This window comes from Nostocoides sp. F2B08 (assembly GCF_009184895.1).
In the GTDB taxonomy this organism is placed as follows: Bacteria; Actinomycetota; Actinomycetes; order Actinomycetales; family Dermatophilaceae; genus F2B08.
The window spans coordinates 66,924-82,515 of record NZ_WESE01000005.1 but is presented as its reverse complement, the minus strand read 5'-3'; the positions used below and the strand labels follow the sequence as shown (position 1 = coordinate 82,515).

15 protein-coding genes and 1 tRNA gene are annotated in these 15,592 nt (G+C 71.2%); 3 read left to right on the top strand and 13 right to left on the bottom strand.

The window, feature by feature from the left end; all coding sequences use genetic code 11:
- Positions 1-7: 7 nt before the first annotated feature.
- From pth to GA707_RS12920, 3 genes are all read right to left on the bottom strand, one after another.
- Positions 8-616, bottom strand: coding sequence for an aminoacyl-tRNA hydrolase (pth, locus tag GA707_RS12930; RefSeq protein ID WP_152178862.1), 609 nt, complete (start codon positions 614-616; stop codon positions 8-10).
- Positions 617-727: 111 nt separating this feature from the next.
- Positions 728-1,393, bottom strand: coding sequence for a 50S ribosomal protein L25/general stress protein Ctc (locus GA707_RS12925; RefSeq protein ID WP_152178861.1), 666 nt, complete (start codon positions 1,391-1,393; stop codon positions 728-730).
- 241 nt (positions 1,394-1,634) lie between these two features.
- Positions 1,635-2,648: a DMT family transporter gene (locus GA707_RS12920; RefSeq protein ID WP_152178860.1), complete on the bottom strand. Its 1,014-nt coding sequence runs from the start codon at positions 2,646-2,648 to the stop codon at positions 1,635-1,637.
- Between the two features lie 95 nt (positions 2,649-2,743).
- On the opposite strand from GA707_RS12920, the gene GA707_RS12915 reads away from it, so the two are divergent.
- Positions 2,744-3,292, top strand: coding sequence for a CGNR zinc finger domain-containing protein (locus GA707_RS12915; protein WP_152178859.1), 549 nt, complete (start codon positions 2,744-2,746; stop codon positions 3,290-3,292).
- A gap of 9 nt (positions 3,293-3,301) precedes the next feature.
- On the opposite strand, the gene GA707_RS12910 is transcribed toward GA707_RS12915, so the two are convergent.
- The 7 genes from GA707_RS12910 to GA707_RS12880 form a co-directional block, all read right to left on the bottom strand.
- Positions 3,302-4,279: a ribose-phosphate diphosphokinase gene (locus tag GA707_RS12910; protein WP_152179022.1), complete on the bottom strand. Its 978-nt coding sequence runs from the start codon at positions 4,277-4,279 to the stop codon at positions 3,302-3,304.
- 14 nt (positions 4,280-4,293) lie between these two features.
- Complete coding sequence (gene glmU / locus GA707_RS12905; RefSeq protein WP_152178858.1) at positions 4,294-5,784, bottom strand: bifunctional UDP-N-acetylglucosamine diphosphorylase/glucosamine-1-phosphate N-acetyltransferase GlmU; 1,491 nt, start codon at positions 5,782-5,784, stop codon at positions 4,294-4,296.
- A 127-nt stretch (positions 5,785-5,911) separates the two neighbouring features.
- Positions 5,912-7,594, bottom strand: a complete 1,683-nt coding sequence (gene ptsP / locus GA707_RS12900; RefSeq protein ID WP_152178857.1) for a phosphoenolpyruvate--protein phosphotransferase — start codon at positions 7,592-7,594, stop codon at positions 5,912-5,914.
- A gap of 5 nt (positions 7,595-7,599) precedes the next feature.
- Positions 7,600-7,869 (bottom strand): HPr family phosphocarrier protein, encoded by a 270-nt coding sequence (locus tag GA707_RS12895; protein WP_152178856.1) that lies wholly within the window; start codon positions 7,867-7,869, stop codon positions 7,600-7,602.
- 113 nt (positions 7,870-7,982) lie between these two features.
- Complete coding sequence (locus tag GA707_RS12890) at positions 7,983-10,103, bottom strand: fructose-specific PTS transporter subunit EIIC (protein WP_152178855.1); 2,121 nt, start codon at positions 10,101-10,103, stop codon at positions 7,983-7,985.
- 48 nt (positions 10,104-10,151) lie between these two features.
- A complete protein-coding gene (pfkB, locus tag GA707_RS12885; protein ID WP_152178854.1) occupies positions 10,152-11,099 on the bottom strand; it encodes a 1-phosphofructokinase in 948 nt (315 codons plus the stop codon).
- Positions 11,096-11,857 carry a DeoR/GlpR family DNA-binding transcription regulator gene (locus GA707_RS12880; RefSeq protein WP_152178853.1) on the bottom strand — a complete coding sequence of 254 codons (762 nt, stop codon included), beginning with the start codon at positions 11,855-11,857 and terminating at the stop codon, positions 11,096-11,098. The genes pfkB and GA707_RS12880 overlap by 4 nt, the downstream gene beginning before the upstream one ends.
- Before the next feature lie 582 nt (positions 11,858-12,439).
- Here GA707_RS12880 and GA707_RS12875 point away from each other — a divergent pair.
- Positions 12,440-12,518, top strand: a tRNA-Gln gene (locus GA707_RS12875).
- 87 nt (positions 12,519-12,605) lie between these two features.
- On the opposite strand, the gene GA707_RS12870 is transcribed toward GA707_RS12875, so the two are convergent.
- A complete protein-coding gene (locus GA707_RS12870; RefSeq protein ID WP_152178852.1) occupies positions 12,606-13,616 on the bottom strand; it encodes an aldo/keto reductase family protein in 1,011 nt (336 codons plus the stop codon).
- A 145-nt stretch (positions 13,617-13,761) separates the two neighbouring features.
- On the opposite strand from GA707_RS12870, the gene GA707_RS12865 reads away from it, so the two are divergent.
- Positions 13,762-14,367 (top strand): TetR/AcrR family transcriptional regulator, encoded by a 606-nt coding sequence (locus GA707_RS12865; RefSeq protein ID WP_152179021.1) that lies wholly within the window; start codon positions 13,762-13,764, stop codon positions 14,365-14,367.
- A gap of 26 nt (positions 14,368-14,393) precedes the next feature.
- Here the strand turns inward: GA707_RS12865 and GA707_RS12860 are convergent, their stop codons facing one another.
- Both GA707_RS12860 and GA707_RS12855 read right to left on the bottom strand, forming a co-directional pair.
- On the bottom strand, positions 14,394-14,768 hold the full coding sequence (locus GA707_RS12860) for a VOC family protein (RefSeq protein ID WP_152178851.1): 375 nt from the start codon (positions 14,766-14,768) through the stop codon (positions 14,394-14,396).
- The gene (locus GA707_RS12855; RefSeq protein ID WP_152178850.1) at positions 14,768-15,577 is read right to left on the bottom strand and encodes a methyltransferase domain-containing protein; all 810 of its coding nucleotides are present in this window, start codon (positions 15,575-15,577) and stop codon (positions 14,768-14,770) included. Before GA707_RS12855 ends, GA707_RS12860 begins: the two co-directional genes overlap by 1 nt.
- Between the last annotated feature and the right edge of the window lie 15 nt (positions 15,578-15,592).

The following is a 15,592-nucleotide window of genomic DNA, read 5'->3' as shown; positions in this document are numbered from 1 at the left end:
GGAGCCGCTAGCGCGGCGAGTGGAACCGCTGCTGCGCGGCAAGCAGTCCCTCCTGGGCAAGCAGCTCGACGGCGTCCGCGGCGTCGCCGAGCACGAAAGGCAAGTCGGCGCGCTCGCTCGCCGAGTAGTCGCGCAGGACGTAGTCGGCCGCCTCCATGCGACCGGGCGGGCGCCCGATCCCCACCCGGACCCGCACGTAGTCCCGGGTGCCGAGGGACCGGGAGATCGACCGGAGCCCGTTGTGGCCGCCCTCTCCCCCGCCGAGCTTGAGCCGGACCAGTCCGCCGTCGATGTCGAGCTCGTCGTGGATGACGACGAGTCTGTCGGGGCCGGCGCCGAAGAAGCCGAGGAGAGCCTTGACCGGTCCGCCGGACTCGTTCATATAGCTGTGGGGCACGGCGAGGACCGCCGCCGGACCCGGACGTCCGGCCGGCATACCGAGACGGACCTGGGCCGCAGCGCACCGGGACTTGTGCGCTCGCAGGCTCACCGCGTACCGCGCGGCCAGCTCTGCGACCACCATCGCCCCGACGTTGTGCCGGTTGCCGGCATACCGGTCGCCGGGGTTGCCCAGGCCGACGACGACCCACGGTGCGGTCGATGCACCGGCGGTCATGTCGCCTCCTTCGGGGTGTCGGGTGGTGGAGCGGCCAAGGGCCCCGGACGCGCGACGCGTGCGGGGCCCCTGGCGCCTGAGTGCTGCAGCGACGTCGGCTGCAGGAGTGGCCTACTCGGCCTGCTCGCCCTCGGCGGGAGCCTCCGTGGCGGCCTCGGCCGGAGCCTCGGCGTCGCTCTGGTCCTGCTCGATGCCGACCTCGGCCTCGGCCTCGGTGAGCTCGGCCTCGAGGGCCTCCTCGGAGACCATCTGGGTGATGTTGACGACGAGCACCTCGGGGTCGGTCGCCAGCGTCGCACCCTCGGGCATCGTGAGGTCGCTCGCGTGGATCTGCGTGCCGGCGGGCAGGCCCTCGACCGAGAGCGTGACGTACTCGGGGATGTTCGTCGCCTCGGCCTCGACGGAGATCGTCGGGTGGTCGACGGTGACGACGGTCTCGGGACCCGCCTCACCCTCGACGTGGACGGAGATGTCCACCGTGACCTTCTCGCCCTTGCGGACGACGACGAGGTCGACGTGCTCGATGATGGGCTTGATGGCGTCGCGCTGGACGTCCTTCGCGAGAGCCAGCTGCTCGTCGCCGTCGATGACGATCGTGAGGAGGGCGTTCGGGTTCTTCAGCGCCATCATCGTGTCGTGGCCGGGAAGGGTGATGTGGATCGGGTCCGCGCCGTGGCCGTACATGACCGCGGGGATCTTGTGGGCGCGGCGGATCTTGCGGGCCGCGCCTTTGCCGAACTGGGTGCGCTTCTCGGCGTTGAGCGTGAGGTCGGACATGAGAGGGGTTCTCCTTGGGCAAGCAGGCTGTCGGTCCAGTGGTGAGCTCGCTCAGGAGCTCGGGCGGTGGCCTCGACGCGGGGCGCGGCACGATGACGGGCGCCGGAGGGCCTCTCTCCGGCTGCGGAGGTGGGCTGGTCGGCCACCGCGTCGATCACGGACGGTGCGGGTGCGCGGTCCGCGTCTACGCCGACGTGACCGGTCCTCGTGCATCGTCCCTCGCCGAGGCAACCCCGACAGTCTAGGGGACCGGCTCGTGCTGGGAGAAATCGGTGACGTGCGGCTCCTCCGAGCCCGGTACAGCGAGTGCTGCGGCGGCCGCGGCCGCCTGCTCGGCCTCCCGGCGTGCCTCGCCGAGGCGGACCGCGACGACGCCCCCGAGGATGAGCACGCCTCCGACGAGCTGCACGGGACGGGGCAGCTCACCGAGGAGCAGCCAGGCGACGAGAATGGCGAAGAGGACCTCGGTCAGTCCGACGAAGGACGCCACGGTCGAGCCGAGGCGACGCGCGCCGACGATACCGAGCACGTATGCGAGGGCCGCGGCCACGAGGACCAGCTCGGCGAAGGCGAGCCAGGCCGGGGCGGACGCCCCCGCGAGCGTGACGGCGCCGTCGCCGGCCTCCATGGGCAGCAGTCCCACGAGCCCGAGCGCCCCGAGGGCGAGCGCCCCGACGAACAGGCCGAGGCACGCGAAGGCGATGCTCGGGACCGGGTTGGGCCGGCCGGCGAGAAGGAAGTGTCCGGCGAGCCCCACGGCGGAGAAGAGTCCCCAGGCGACGCCGACGAGGTCCGGCGTGCTTGCTCCGAGGACGTCGAGGACGAGAGCGAGTCCGCCCAGGGCCAAGGCGATCCCGAGGAAGGTCAGCCGGTGCGGGGTGATCCGGCTGATGAACCACATGACGAGGACGACGAGGACGATGCCGAGGAACTCGAGCAGCAGGGCGACCCCGACCGGCAGCCGCTGGACGGCCTGGAAGTACCCGAGCTGCGCGGCACCCACCGCGAGCAGGCCGTAGGAGACGACGAGGGGGAGGTTGTCCCCGACCGTGCGCCAGTGCCGCCGCAGCGGCCCCCAGGCGAACGGGAGCAGCACGACCGACGCCCCGAGCATCCGCAGGAAGACGACGAGCGGCGGCGACCAACCCGCCTCGATGAGGGACTTGGCGAACGGCCCCGAGGTGCCGAAGGCAGCGCTCGAGAGCAGCAGGGCGAGCAGCCCCGACCCGAACTGACGGCGCACGGCGTCGACCACGGCGAACCGTCCTCTCCTGACATGACTCCTGATGTGTCAGGAGCGAAGTATGCTGATGCTCGTGACAGTACTCCTCCGCGTCGTCAGGAGTCAACGTGAGTTTCACCCATGACACCGAAGTCGCGCTGCAGTATGCGGCGGCCCTCGTCAACACCCGGCCCTCCCCGAGTCGCGAAGAGGGTCTTGAGTCGCTGGACGACCTGCTCGAGCAGATGGCCGGCTGGGGCTGGACCGGCTCGGAGCCCAGCTCGCCGCAGGACCTCGAGGCGGTCCGACGGGTCAGGGAGCGGCTGCGGGACTACTGGTACTCCGACGTGGACGAGGCGGTGCGCATCACCAACGAGCTCCTGCGCGACGGCGACGCGCGCCCGCGCCTGGTCGACCACGAGCCGATCGGCTGGCACATCCACGCGACCGACGACGACGCGCCGGTCGCGGTCCGGATGGCGGTCGACACCGCGCTGGCCATGATCGACGTCATCCGGGCCGGTGAGCTGGACCGACTCAAGACGTGCACGGCCGGCGACTGCGACGACGTCTTCGTCGACCTCTCCCGCAACCGCTCACGCAAGTTCTGCGACGGCACGTGCGGCAACAACGCCAACGTCGCGGCCTACCGGGCCCGCAAGGCGGCCGAGGGTTGAGGCGGCTGCTCAGGCGTTGCCGTCGAACATGCTCGTCACCGAGCCGTCCTCGAAGACCTCACGCACCGCCCGGCTGATCAGCGGCGCGATCGACAGGGTCGTCAGGCCGTCGAAGTGGGACTCTCCCGCGATCGGGAGGGTGTTCGTCACGACGACCTCCTGAGCCGCACAGGCCTCGAGCCGCTCGATCGCCGGCCCGGACAGGATCGCGTGCGTCGCGGCGATGACCACGCCGGCGGCACCCTCGCGCAGCAGCGCGTCCGCCGCCTTCGTGATGGTGCCTCCGGTGTCGATCATGTCGTCGACGAGCACGCACAGCCGGCCCTGGACCTCGCCGACGACCCGGTTGGCGACGGACTCGTTCGGGCGGGTGATGTCGCGGGACTTGTGGATGAACGCCAGCGGAGCGCCGCCGAGCCGCTGGGACCACTGCTCGGCCACCTTGATCCGGCCGGCGTCCGGGGAGACCACGGCGAGGTCCCGCTCGCCGTACTTGTCCCGAACGTAGTCACTGAGGATCGGCAGCGCCATGAGGTGGTCGACCGGGCCGTCGAAGAAGCCCTGGATCTGCGCGGTGTGCAGGTCGACCGCCATGAGCCGGTCGGCGCCGGCGGTGGCGAACAGGTCGGCGATGAGCCGGGCCGAGATGGGCTCGCGGCCGCGGTGCTTCTTGTCCTGACGCGCATACCCGTAGAAGGGCAGGACGACGGTGATCCGCTTGGCCGAGGCGCGCTTGAGCGCGTCGATCATCAGGAGGTGCTCCATGATGCTCTCGTTGATCGGCGCGGTGTGGCTCTGGATGACGAATGCGTCGCAGCCGCGCACCGACTCCTCGTAGCGCACGTAGATCTCGCCGTTGGCGAAGTCGTAGGCCGAGGTCGGCACGAGCTCCGTGCCGAGAGCGGCGGCCACCTCCTGGGCGAGTCCCGTGTGCGCCCGGCCGGAGAACACCATGAGGTTCTTCTTGGTCGCCTTGCGGATGCCCATCCGCCGGTCCTTGCTCACGACGCGCCGTCACCCTCGGAGCCGGTCGAGTCCGAATCGTCGGTATGCGGTGGTCCGGTCCGCGCGCGGGCCTCCTCCGCCGCGGCGTGGGTCTTGGTTCCGGCGCGCGAGCGCGCGACCCAGCCGTCGATGTTGCGCTGGGTGCCCCGAGCGACCGCGATCTGACCGGGCTCGACGTCCTTGGTCAGCGCAGACCCGGCGGCGACGTACGCGCCGTCACCGACGGTGACCGGCGCGACGATCACCGAGTCGGACCCCACGAAGGAGTGCCGGCCGATGGTCGTGTGATGCTTCGCCATCCCGTCGTAGTTCGCGAAGATCGTGCCCGCGCCGATGTTGGCGCCCTCGCCGATCGTCGCGTCACCGCAGTAGGTCAGATGCGGCACCTTGGCCCCCTCGCCGATGTCGGCGTTCTTCGTCTCGACGAACCCGCCGATCTTGCCGCCCGCGCCGAGCACCGTGCCGGGACGCAGGTAGGAGTAGGGGCCGACGCTCGCGCCCTCGCCGATGACGGCCAGATGGGCCTCGGCGCGCTTGACCGTCGCCCCGTCGCGGACCTCGGTGTCGGTGAGGGTGACCTCGGGTCCGACGGTGCAGCCCTCGCCGATGCTCGTCGCGCCGAGGAGCTGGGTTCCGGGGAGGATCGTCGTATCGCGACCGATGCTGACGTCGACGTCGATCCACGTCGTCGCCGGGTCGACGATGGTCACCCCCCCGCGCATGTGCCGCTCGCAGACGCGCTCGTTGAGCACCCGGCCGAGCGTCGCGAGCTGCACCCGGTCGTTGACGCCCTCGGTCTGCCACAGGTCGTCGACGACGTGGGCTCGGACCGTGTGCCCCTCCTCGCGGGCGATCCGGACGACATCGGTGAGGTACTTCTCCCCCTGGGCGTTGTCGGTGCCGACCCGCGCGAGCGCGCGACGCAGCACGGCCACGTCGAAGGCGTAGATGCCGGCGTTGATCTCGTCGATGGCCCGCTGGCCGTCGGTCGCATCCTTCTCCTCGACGATGCCCTCGACGGACCCGTCGGCGCCGCGGACCACCCGCCCGTAGCCGAACGGCCGCGGCACCCGGGCACTGACGACGGTCACCGCACTGCCGTCGGCGGCGTGCTGCTCCGTCAGACGCAGCAGGGTATCGCCGGCGAGCAGTGGGACGTCACCGGAGGTCACGACGACGGTGCCTTCGAGGTCGGCGGGGAGTGCGTCGAGGCCGCATTCCACGGCCCGGCCGGTGCCCATGACGTCGTCCTGGTCGGCGAAGAGGAGGTCTGCGTCGACCTCACGGCAATGCTCGACGACCCGGTCGCGCTGATGCCGGACCACGACCTCGACGAACTGCGCCTCGGTCTGCCGGGCGGCCCGGATCGCGTGTTCGACGAGGGTGAGTCCGCCGATCCGGTGGAGCACCTTGGGGAGGGCTGACTTCATCCGGGTGCCCTCCCCTGCGGCGAGGATGACGACGGCGGCCGGTCGAGTCGCGTTCACGCAGGATCTCCGTGGGTGGGGGGCCGTGCTGACGCGCCCACTCTACCTGCGGCGGCCCGGTGCGTTTTCGCCCGTTCGGTGCGATACATCGCACCGAACGGGGGGAAACGCACCAAACGCGTGGGGCTCAGAGGATGGCGACGAACTCCTGGTTCGCGGCCTCGCGGACCGCGTCGAGGGCGTCGCGTGCCGTCCGCGCCGAGCGCGCCACGGCCGCGAGGCGCTGACACTCGGGCAGGCTGTGCATGGACAGCGAGAGCCGCACGACGGGCACCTTGGCTGGCGCCATCGACAGGCTCGACACACCGAGACCGGTGAGGACCAGCGCCAGGAGCGGATCGCCTCCGGCCTCGCCGCAGACGCCCATCGGGCGACCGGTCGCCGCGGCACCGGCGCACGCCGCGGCGATCACGTCGAGTACGGCCGGCTGCCACGGGTCGAGGAGGTCCGCAAGCTCGCCCTGCATCCGGTCGGCCGCCATCGTGTACTGCGCGAGGTCGTTCGTCCCGAGCGAGCCGAACTCCACCTCGGCGAGGACGTGTTCGGCCCGCAGCGCCGCGGCCGGCACCTCGATCATCACGCCGGACTTCGGCAGACCGTTCTCGCGGACCCGGCGGGCGAACCACGCCGCCTCCTCGGCGGTGGCGACCATCGGCGCCATGACCCGCACGTCCGCCCCGGTCTCACGCGCCGCGACCGCGAGCGCCTCGAGCTGGCTGTCGAGCAGCTCCGGACGCTCCGCGGACAGGCGCAGCCCGCGCCGGCCGAGTGCAGGGTTCTCCTCGGGGCCGAGGTCGGCGAAGGCGAGCGGCTTGTCGGCGCCGGCGTCGAGGGTGCGCACGACCACACGGCGCTCGCCGAAGGGCTCGAGCACGCGTCGGTAGATGTCGGTCTGCTCCGCGACCGTCGGCGCCTTGTCGGCCGAGAGGAAGACGAACTCGGTGCGGAAGAGCCCGACCCCTTCGACGTCCGTCGCCGCCGCGGACTCGGCGTCCTCGGGACCGCCGATGTTCGCGAGCAGGGCGACACGGTGGCCGTCGCGGGTCGACCCCGGTCCCGAGAGTCCGGTGAGCGCCGACTCGCGCTTGACCCGACGCTCCTCCTGGGCGGCGACGTACGCGGGACTCGGGTCCACCATGACCTCGCCGCTGTCGCCGTCGATGGCCACGAGCGTGCCGGGCGCGATCTCCGTGGCGCCCTTGAGCTGGACCACCGCGGGGATGCCCATCTGGGCGGCGAGGATAGCGGTGTGGCTCGTCCGGCCGCCGGCCGACGTGATGATCCCGACGACGAGGGCGCGGTCGAGCGTCGCCGTCTCGGCCGGGGCGAGATCCTCGGCGATGATGACGGAGGGCTCGTCGAAGGGCGGAACTCCGGGCGGGGGCACTCCGAGCACGGCGGCGACGGCCCGCGAGCCGACGTCGCGCAGGTCGGTGACCCGCTCCGCGAAGTAGCCGCCGAGGGCCTCGAACTGGGCGGCGACGTCCTCGACGGCGGCACTGATCGCGGTGGCGGGGCCCTTGCCGGCCGCCAGGTGCTTGGCCGCTCCCTTGACGAGGGTCTTGTCGCGGGCGATCAGGGCGGTCGCCTTGAGGATCTGCTGGGCGGTGTCGTCGGCGGCCGCGGCCCGCGACTCCAGCTCGACCGCGACCGACTCCAGGGCGGCACGGACCTCCTGGGTCGCCTGCTCCGCGTCGGCCGGGGCCGGCTCGTGGGCCGGCGGCCGGACCGGTGGAGAGACCTGCACCACCGGCCCGGACGCGGTGCCCGGGCTGACCCCGATCCCGTGTCGGGTCTCGAGCTCGGCCATGACGACTACTCGGCGTCGAGGTCGCGGGAGAGGAGCTCGACGAGCTGGTCCAGCGCCGCGTCGGCGCCGTCGCCCTCAGCGGAGAGCACGACCTCCTCGCCGTGCTTGGCGCCGAGCGCCATCACGCCGAGGATGCTCGTCGCGTCCACGGCGTCCTCGCCGGGGCGTCCGATCTCGACGTCGAGCCCGGTGTTCGAGGCGGCCTCGACGAACAGCGCGGCGGGCCTCGCATGCAGTCCGACGGACGAGGCGATGGTGACGGTGCGGGTGGCCATGGATGGTCTCCTTCGGTGGTGGGTCAGGTCAGTCTGTCGCGGATCGTCCGCGGATGTGCGGTTTGGGGTCGGTGCGGGTATGCGCCCGAGCCGTCGGGCGCATACCCGTCACCTCAGGCGGCGACCGCCTGGACCTGCGCCTGACGGCTGTCCCGGGACTTCAGCGCGACGACGATCGTCGCCATCACGAGCACCCCGATGACCAGCGCGAGCAGGAACAGGAGGAAGTTGCCGATGAGCGGGAGCACCCAGATGCCGCCGTGCGGGGCGCGCAGTGTCGCGCCGAACAGCATGGCCAGGCCACCGGTGATGGCCGAGCCGACGACCGAGGAGGCGATGACCCTGGTCGGGTCCGCCGCAGCGAAGGGGATGGCGCCTTCGGAGATGAACGATGCTCCGAGCAGCCAGGCGGCCTTGCCGTTCTCCCGCTCGGGCTCGCTGAAGAGCCTCGGACGGACCGTCGTCGCCAGTGCCATGGCCAGGGGTGCGACCATTCCGGCCGCCATGACGGCCGCCATGATCTTCAGCTGCGGGGCGTCGGTGGCCACGCCCGCTCCGGCCAGACCGGCAGTGGCGAAGAAGTAGGCCGTCTTGTTGACCGGGCCGCCGAGGTCGAAGCCCATCATCGCGCCGAGGATGAGTCCGAGGATGAGTGCGTTGCCGCCCGAGAGGCCCTCGAGCCAGGTGTTCAGGGCGTCCATGACCGCGGCGATGGGCCGTCCGAGGACCGTGATGAACAGGCCCGCGGTGAAGAGCGTCGACAGCAGTGGTGTCACCACGACCGGCATCACACCGCGAACTCCCTTGTGGACGTTCCAGTTCGAGATCCACCGCGCTGCGAAGCCGGCGATGAAGCCCGTCGCGAGACCGCCGAGGAAGCCGGCGTTCATGGTGTTGGCGATGAACCCGGACACGATTCCGGGAACGAGGCCCGGCCGGTCGGCGATGGCGAAGGCGATGAACCCGGACAGGATCGGCACGAGGAAGCCGAAGGCCGCCCCACCGATGACGAAGAGGAGCGCCGCCCACGCGGTCAGGCTCAGCGCGTCGAAGTTCTGGGCGATGTTGTACTGGTCGTCGCTCGTCAGGTTGTACTGCACGATCTCGATGGCGCCGTTCTCGCCGAGCGAGACCTGGGCCAGCATGAACGACAGGGCGATGAGGATGCCGCCGGCGGCGACGAAGGGGATCATGTAGGAGACACCCGTCATGAGCCACTGGCGGATCTTCGTTCCCGTCCCGACGTTGTCCTCGACCTTCGTCGTCAGGGCGTCGTGCGTCGTGATGCCGGCAGCGGCGGCCTTCGTCGGGTCGGCGGCCCACTCGGCGGCCAGCCGCTCGGCCTGGGTGACGAGCGCCGGCCCGTCGGAGATCGCCTTCTTGACCCCGACGTCGACCGTGGGCTTGCCCGTGAACCGGTGGAGGTCCTTGACGGGCAGGTCGTGCGCGAAGATCACGGCGTCGGCGTCGGCGATCTGGGCGGCTGTGAGCGGCTTCGACCCCGCCGAGCCCTGGGTTTCGACGAGGATCTCGTGACCGGCCTCGCGGGCCGCGGCCTCGAGGGCCTCGGCGGCCATGTAGGTGTGCGCGATGCCGGTCGGGCAGGAAGTGACACCGATGAGCTTGAGCCCTCGGGCCGTGCCGGCGGGCTCGGCGGCGGTCGCCGTGGTGGCTCCGGCTGCCGTGGCCGCTCCTGCTGCCGAGGCGGAAGCCGTGGCCGGAGCGGCCGGCGGCGCGGTCGTGTCCGCGGTCGGTTCCGCAGGAGCGGCCGCACCGGCCGCCGGTGCGTCGAGCGCGACCTCGCGGGAGACGATGTCGACGACCTCGGCCTCACTCGTCGCGGCGGCCAGCGCCTCCTTGAAGTCCTTCTTCATCAGCGCCCGCGCGAGTTTCGGCAGCATCTGCATGTGGGCCTCCCCACCGGCCTCCGGGGCGGCGATGAGGAAGACGAGCCGGGCCGGGCCGTCCTTGGCGCCCCAGTCGATGCCGTCCGTGGAGCGGCCGAAGACGAGCGACGGCTCGGTGATCGCCGCGCTGCGTGCGTGCGGGATGCCGATACCGCCGGGCAGGCCGGTCGCCATCTTCTCCTCGCGGGCGCGCACGTCGGCGATGAAGGTGTCGATGTCGGTGCATCGACCGGTGGCGACGAGACGTTCGGCCAGCAGCCGGGTCGCCTCGTGCCGGTCGGGGGCGGCCAGGTCGAGGATGACCTGACCTTCGGTGATGAGCGCCATGCGAGGTCCTTTCAGAGGGGTCAGCGCAGAAGGGTCAGCGTCTGAGAGTCAGCGGCGGAGGGATCGGGAGAGGTCGGGCGAGGGGTCCACGTGGGCGAAGATGCCAGCGAGGTCGGCGGGGCCGGGGACCCGGCTGCCCGGGAGGGTCACCGCGGCGGCACCCCAGGTGACCGCTGCGGAGAGGGCGTCGGCGGGGGCGTCCCCGCGCGACAGGCCGTTGAGCAGGCCGGCGAGCATGCAGTCGCCGGCGCCCACGGTGGATCGGGGGGTGGTGATCGCGGCACCTGCGTGCACGACCGTGTCGGCCGTGACGAGGAGTGCCCCGTCACCGCCGAGGCTGACCGCGACGGTCTCGATGCCCCGGTCCACGAGGCCGCACGCCGCGTCCCGGACGTCGCCGACGGTGTCGAGCCGCCTGCCGACGAGCTCCTCGAGCTCCTCGTGGTTCGGTTTGATGAGGTTCGGCAGTGCCGCGGCCGCGTGCGTCATGGGCTCGCCGGAGGAGTCGATGGCGACCGAGAGTCCGGCCTCGCGCGCTGCAGAGGTGAGCGTCGCATACAGGTCGATCGGCGCCCCGGGCGGAAGGCTGCCGCAGCCGACGACCCAACCACCTCCGCGGGCGGCCTCGAGGGTGGCCGCCAGGAGGGCCGAGACGGTCTCGTCGGTGAGGGTGGGCCCCGGCTCGTTGAGCTTGGTGGTCGTGCCGTCGGGCTCGAGGACGCTGATGTTCATCCGGAGTGAGCCCTGGACCGGGGTGGTGACGGCGCGGACGCCGGCCTCGGCGAGCAGCTCCTCCATCATGTGCCCTTCGGGGCCGCCGCTCGGCAGGACCGCCACGGTGTCGGTGCCCTGCGCGGCGAGGGCCCGGGCGACGTTGACACCCTTGCCGCCCGGGTCGACGCGGCTCGAGCTGGCGCGGATCACCTCGCCGCGGCGCAGCTCGGGGATGGTGATCGCCCGGTCGAGGCTGGGGTTGGGGGTCAGGGTGACGATCATGCGAGCACCACTTCCGGTCCGTAGGTCCTGATCTCGGCCGCGACGTCGGCGTCGAGGCCCGTGTCGGTGATGATCAGCTCGATGTCGGCGAGGTCGGCGAACCGGTGCAGGTGGTCGTCGGCCGACTTCGTCGAGTCGCTCACGAGCACCCGACGTCGGGCGGCCCCGACCATGGCGCGCTTCACGAGCGCCTCGGACTGGTCGGGGGTCGTGAGCCCCCGGGCGGTCGAGAAGCCGTTCGTGCCGAGGAAGGCGACGTCGACGCAGATGTCGCGCAGGGCCGCCAGAGCCCACTCCCCGACGGCCGCGCCGGTGACGCCGCGGATCCGTCCGCCGATGAGGTAGAGGGTCACACCGGGGTTGGCCGTCAGGACCGCCGCCGCCGCGACGCTGTTCGTCAAGACCGTCACGTCGCCCTCGCGCGGGAAGAGGTCGGCGACCGCGAGCGTCGTCGAGCCGGCGTCGAGGATCACCGTGCCCTCGGTCGGGACCTGTTCGAGGGCTGCTGCGGCGATGCGCCGCTTCTCCTCCGTCAGTCGACCGGTCCTGGTAGCCAGGGTGGGCTCGAGCTCGAGCCGGTCGACCGGGATGGCGCCGCCGTGGACGCGGCGGAGGGTGCCTCGTCGCTCGAGGGCAGTGAGATCGCGCCGGACGGTCTCGGGCGTGACGTTGAGGGCCTCCGCGAGCGCGGCCACCTCGACCCGGCCGTCCCGACGGGCATCGGCCATGATCCGCTGTTGGCGTTCGGCTGCGTACACGGCGCTCCTTCGTCACCCGGTGATGCGTGGTGCATCGCTATACAGACATAAAACCACAGAAACAAAACGCTGTAAACGCCAGAGCGCAGAAATCTCTGTCTGGTCTCGCGGAGTGGGAAGGCGACACTCCCGCGATGGGTGAGGACCGCATACAGGAGCGCAGATCCGCGGGGGGAGCCGCCGCGCGGAACCGCTTCGACCGCCTCCCGGCGGCTTCGGCGCAGTGAGGGACATGCCGCACGACGCCCTCCACCCCCAGCTTTCGCGACAACGTCGACGCCGTCCTGCGTCGCAACCCGGGCGAGACCGAGTTCCAGCAGGCGGTCTGCGAGGTGATGGTCAGCCTCGCCCCGATCGTCGACCGGCACCCCGAGTCCTGGGCGTGGTGTGAGGCCGCGCCGCGTCTGAGGCACTCCCCGTCACACCGCCGCCGAGGAGGGATGGTTCTGCGCACGCGCCACCCGACGACGGATGGTTGTGGACGCGCTTCTCGGCCGCAGGCGTGTCCACAACCATCTCTCGTCGCGAGGGGGTCCGGGGTGGCCTGGTCTACCCTTGACGCTCGGGTCCGCACGGACTCGTTCCCCGGTTGGTCTGCTGGTAGGGCCCGCCTGACTTTGAATCAGGATTAGCGACGTAGGTTCGATTCCTACCCGGGGAGCTCGAACCGGCGAGGAACGAGCCGGCCACGAGCTGTCAGTGCCCGACCCGCAGTCCGCGCCTCAGCGCGGCGGCCAGCGGGGCCGGCTCAGACCACGCGGCCCTTCGGAGCCGTCTCGGCGGTCTTGCCGGGGTCCCGCTCGACGATGTCGCCGAGCACGTCGTCGATCCGCGTCATCAGCTCGGGCTCGAGCCGCACCCCGGCGGCCTTGACGTTCTCGCCGACCTGCTCCGGTCGCGAGGCGCCGACGATCGCCGCGGAGACATTGGGGTTCTGCAGAACCCAGGCGACTGCGAGCTGAGCCATGCTCAGGCCGGCCTCGTCTGCGACCGGCTTCAGCTGCTGGACTCGTCCGAGCACGTCGTCGTTCATGAACCGCTTGATCATGTCGGCTCCGCCCTTCTCGTCAGCGGCCCGAGAACCCTGCGGGGGCGCCTGGCCGGGAACGTACTTGCCGGTGAGCACGCCCTGCGCGATGGGGCTCCACACGATCTGCCCGATGCCGAGCTCCTCGCACGTCGGGACGACCTCGCCCTCGATGACCCGCCACAGCATCGAGTACTGAGGCTGGCTGGAGATGAGCTGGATGCCGAGATCCTTCGCGAGCTCGTGACCGGCACGAATCTGGTCGGCGGTCCACTCGCTGACGCCGATGTACAGCGCCTTGCCGGCTCGGACGACGTCGCCGAAGGCCTGCATCGTCTCCTCGAGCGGGGTCTCGGTGTCGTAGCGGTGGGCCTGGTAGAGGTCGACGTAGTCGGTGCGGAGCCGGGTCAGCGAGCCGTCGATGGACTCCATGATGTGCTTGCGGGACAGGCCGGTGTCGTTCTTTCCGCCCGGGCCGGTCGGCCAGTACACCTTGGTGAAGATCTCGAGGCTCTCGCGCCGCTCACCGTGCAGCGCGTCGCCGAGCACGCTCTCGGCTTTGGTGTTTGCGTAGACGTCCGCGGTGTCGAACGTGCTGATGCCGTGGTCGAGCGCAGCCCGCACACACTGGGTCGCGACGTCGTTCTCCACCTGGGAGCCGTGGGTGAGCCAGTTGCCGTAGGTGATCTCGGAGATCTTCAGTCCACTGTTGCCGAGGTATCGGAATTCCATGCCCTCACCGTACGTGGGCGTGCGGGCGTGCACGCCGGTGCCGTGCGGCCCGCGGGCGGCCTGGGACCGTCCGCACGTGCAAGGCATGATGGAAGCCATGACGGCGAGCCCACCTCCGACGCGCGCAGCGGTCGTCCGCGCCCGCATGACCGGCAAGCAGCGGCGTGAGCAGCTCGTGATGGTCGGCCGCAAGCTCTTCGCCGAGCGCGGCTTCGAAGGCACCTCGGTCGAGGAGATCGCCGCCGCGGCCGGCGTGTCGAAACCGGTCGTCTACGAGCACTTCGGCGGCAAGGAGGGCCTGTATGCGGTGGTCGTCGATCGTGAGATCGACGCCCTTCTCGCGGCGATCCAGGGGGCGCTCACCTCCCCGGGAACCTCACGCCAGATCATCGAGCGTGCCGCGCTCGCGCTCCTGGACTACATCGAGGGCTCGACGGACGGGTTCCGGATCCTCGTGCGGGACAGTCCTCCCGGGCAGTCCACCGGCACGTTCGCCAGCCTGATGTCCGACGTCGCGAGCCAGGTGGAGCACATCCTCGTCGCCGCGTTCAAACGACACCGGCTCGACCCCAAGGCGGCGCCGATGTACGCGCAGATGCTCGTCGGCATGATCGCCATGACCGGTCAGTGGTGGCTCGACTCGCGCAAGTTCAAGAAGCACGAGGTGGCGGCCCACGTCGTCAACCTGGCGTGGAACGGCCTGACCGACCTCGAGCGGAAGCCGACCCTGACCGAGCCGTTCGACGACTGAGTCCGTTCACAGCACGGCAGCCCGAGTCACCGCTGGGCCTGGAACTCCACCCTGTTGCCGACCGGGTCGCTCGTGTGGAAGCGCCGCACGCCGGGGATCTCGTCGGCCCAGACGACCTCCCCTCCCCGGTCGGCCACCGCGGCCGCCAGGGCATCGAGGTCGTCGACGACGAGACACGGGTGAGCCTTGCGGGCCGGCACGAACCCACCGCCGTCCTCACCCTGGACGCCGCAGTGCAGCTCCTGCTGGCCCACCGCGAACCACACCCCGCCGCGGGCGGCGAGCTGCGGTGGCTTGGGGATCTCCCGGAGGCCGACCACCCCGGAGTAGAACTCGCGCATGAGGTCCTCGGAGCCAGCCGGGCAGGCGATGAGCACATGATGCAGTCCGACTGCGGCCATCAGGCCTCCCTCGTGTGAGCGACGGCGAAAGTCCGGCGGAACGACATGACGACACCCGCGGCGCTTCGCGGATAGGCCTCGCGCAGCCGGGCGCGGTAGTCCGCGAGGAACTCCTCGCGTTCGTCGGGATCGGTCAACACGGCGAGCACCGGCCGCAGTCCGGTCCCCCGCACCCACTCGAGCACCGGATCATCGACCTCTCCCGCGGGGTCGAGCACGTGCAGGTAGGTCGTGCTCCAGACGTCGACCTCGCACCCGAGGCCGGCGAGGAGCTCGAGATAGGCCTCCGGCGGCTCGACGGCCAGTCGCGACACCGCCGGCAGCAGATCCGTCGATCGCCGGTGGGCCGATGCTGCGTCCCGCATCAACGCGTGCGACGGGGCGCCGAAGTTGTCCGGCACCTGCATCGCGAACCACCCGCCGGGGGCCAGGGCGGACACGACCCGCGTGATCAGGTGGACGTGATCCGGCACCCACTGCAGAGTCGCGTTGGTCACGACGACGTCCGGCGCGACACCCAGGGACGACGGGTCCCAGTCGCGCAGGTCGGCCCGGACCCATCGCACCGACCCGTCGGTGTCGAGCGTGCGGGCGGCCTCCAGCATCTCGGGTGAGGAGTCCAGCCCGATCACCTCCGCGCGCGGCCACCGCGCGGACAACGTCAGGGTCAGTGGACCGTTGCCACAGCCCAGATCCACGACGACGGCCGGCTCGGCGGCACCCACCCGGGCCAGCAGGTCGCGGAAGGGCCGCCCCCGCTCGTCTCCGAACCGCGCGTACTGCGTCGGGTCCCAGGTCGTCTCGGCCATGCCCTATCCTTCGAT

Bases quoted from the DNA above. Each gene is read 5' to 3' on its own strand.
- GA707_RS12865 (WP_152179021.1), top strand. From the start codon at position 13,762: ATGACCGGCAAGCAGCGGCGTGAGCAGCTCGTGATGGTCGGCCGCAAG.
- GA707_RS12855 (WP_152178850.1), bottom strand. From the start codon at position 15,577: ATGGCCGAGACGACCTGGGACCCGACGCAGTACGCGCGGTTCGGAGAC.
- pfkB (WP_152178854.1), bottom strand. From the start codon at position 11,099: ATGATCGTCACCCTGACCCCCAACCCCAGCCTCGACCGGGCGATCACC.
- GA707_RS12870 (WP_152178852.1), bottom strand. From the start codon at position 13,616: ATGGAATTCCGATACCTCGGCAACAGTGGACTGAAGATCTCCGAGATC.
- pth (WP_152178862.1), bottom strand. From the start codon at position 616: ATGACCGCCGGTGCATCGACCGCACCGTGGGTCGTCGTCGGCCTGGGC.
- GA707_RS12895 (WP_152178856.1), bottom strand. From the start codon at position 7,869: ATGGCCACCCGCACCGTCACCATCGCCTCGTCCGTCGGACTGCATGCG.
- GA707_RS12910 (WP_152179022.1), bottom strand. From the start codon at position 4,279: ATGGGCATCCGCAAGGCGACCAAGAAGAACCTCATGGTGTTCTCCGGC.
- GA707_RS12890 (WP_152178855.1), bottom strand. From the start codon at position 10,103: ATGGCGCTCATCACCGAAGGTCAGGTCATCCTCGACCTGGCCGCCCCC.
- GA707_RS12860 (WP_152178851.1), bottom strand. From the start codon at position 14,768: ATGGCCGCAGTCGGACTGCATCATGTGCTCATCGCCTGCCCGGCTGGC.
- ptsP (WP_152178857.1), bottom strand. From the start codon at position 7,594: ATGGCCGAGCTCGAGACCCGACACGGGATCGGGGTCAGCCCGGGCACC.
- GA707_RS12925 (WP_152178861.1), bottom strand. From the start codon at position 1,393: ATGTCCGACCTCACGCTCAACGCCGAGAAGCGCACCCAGTTCGGCAAA.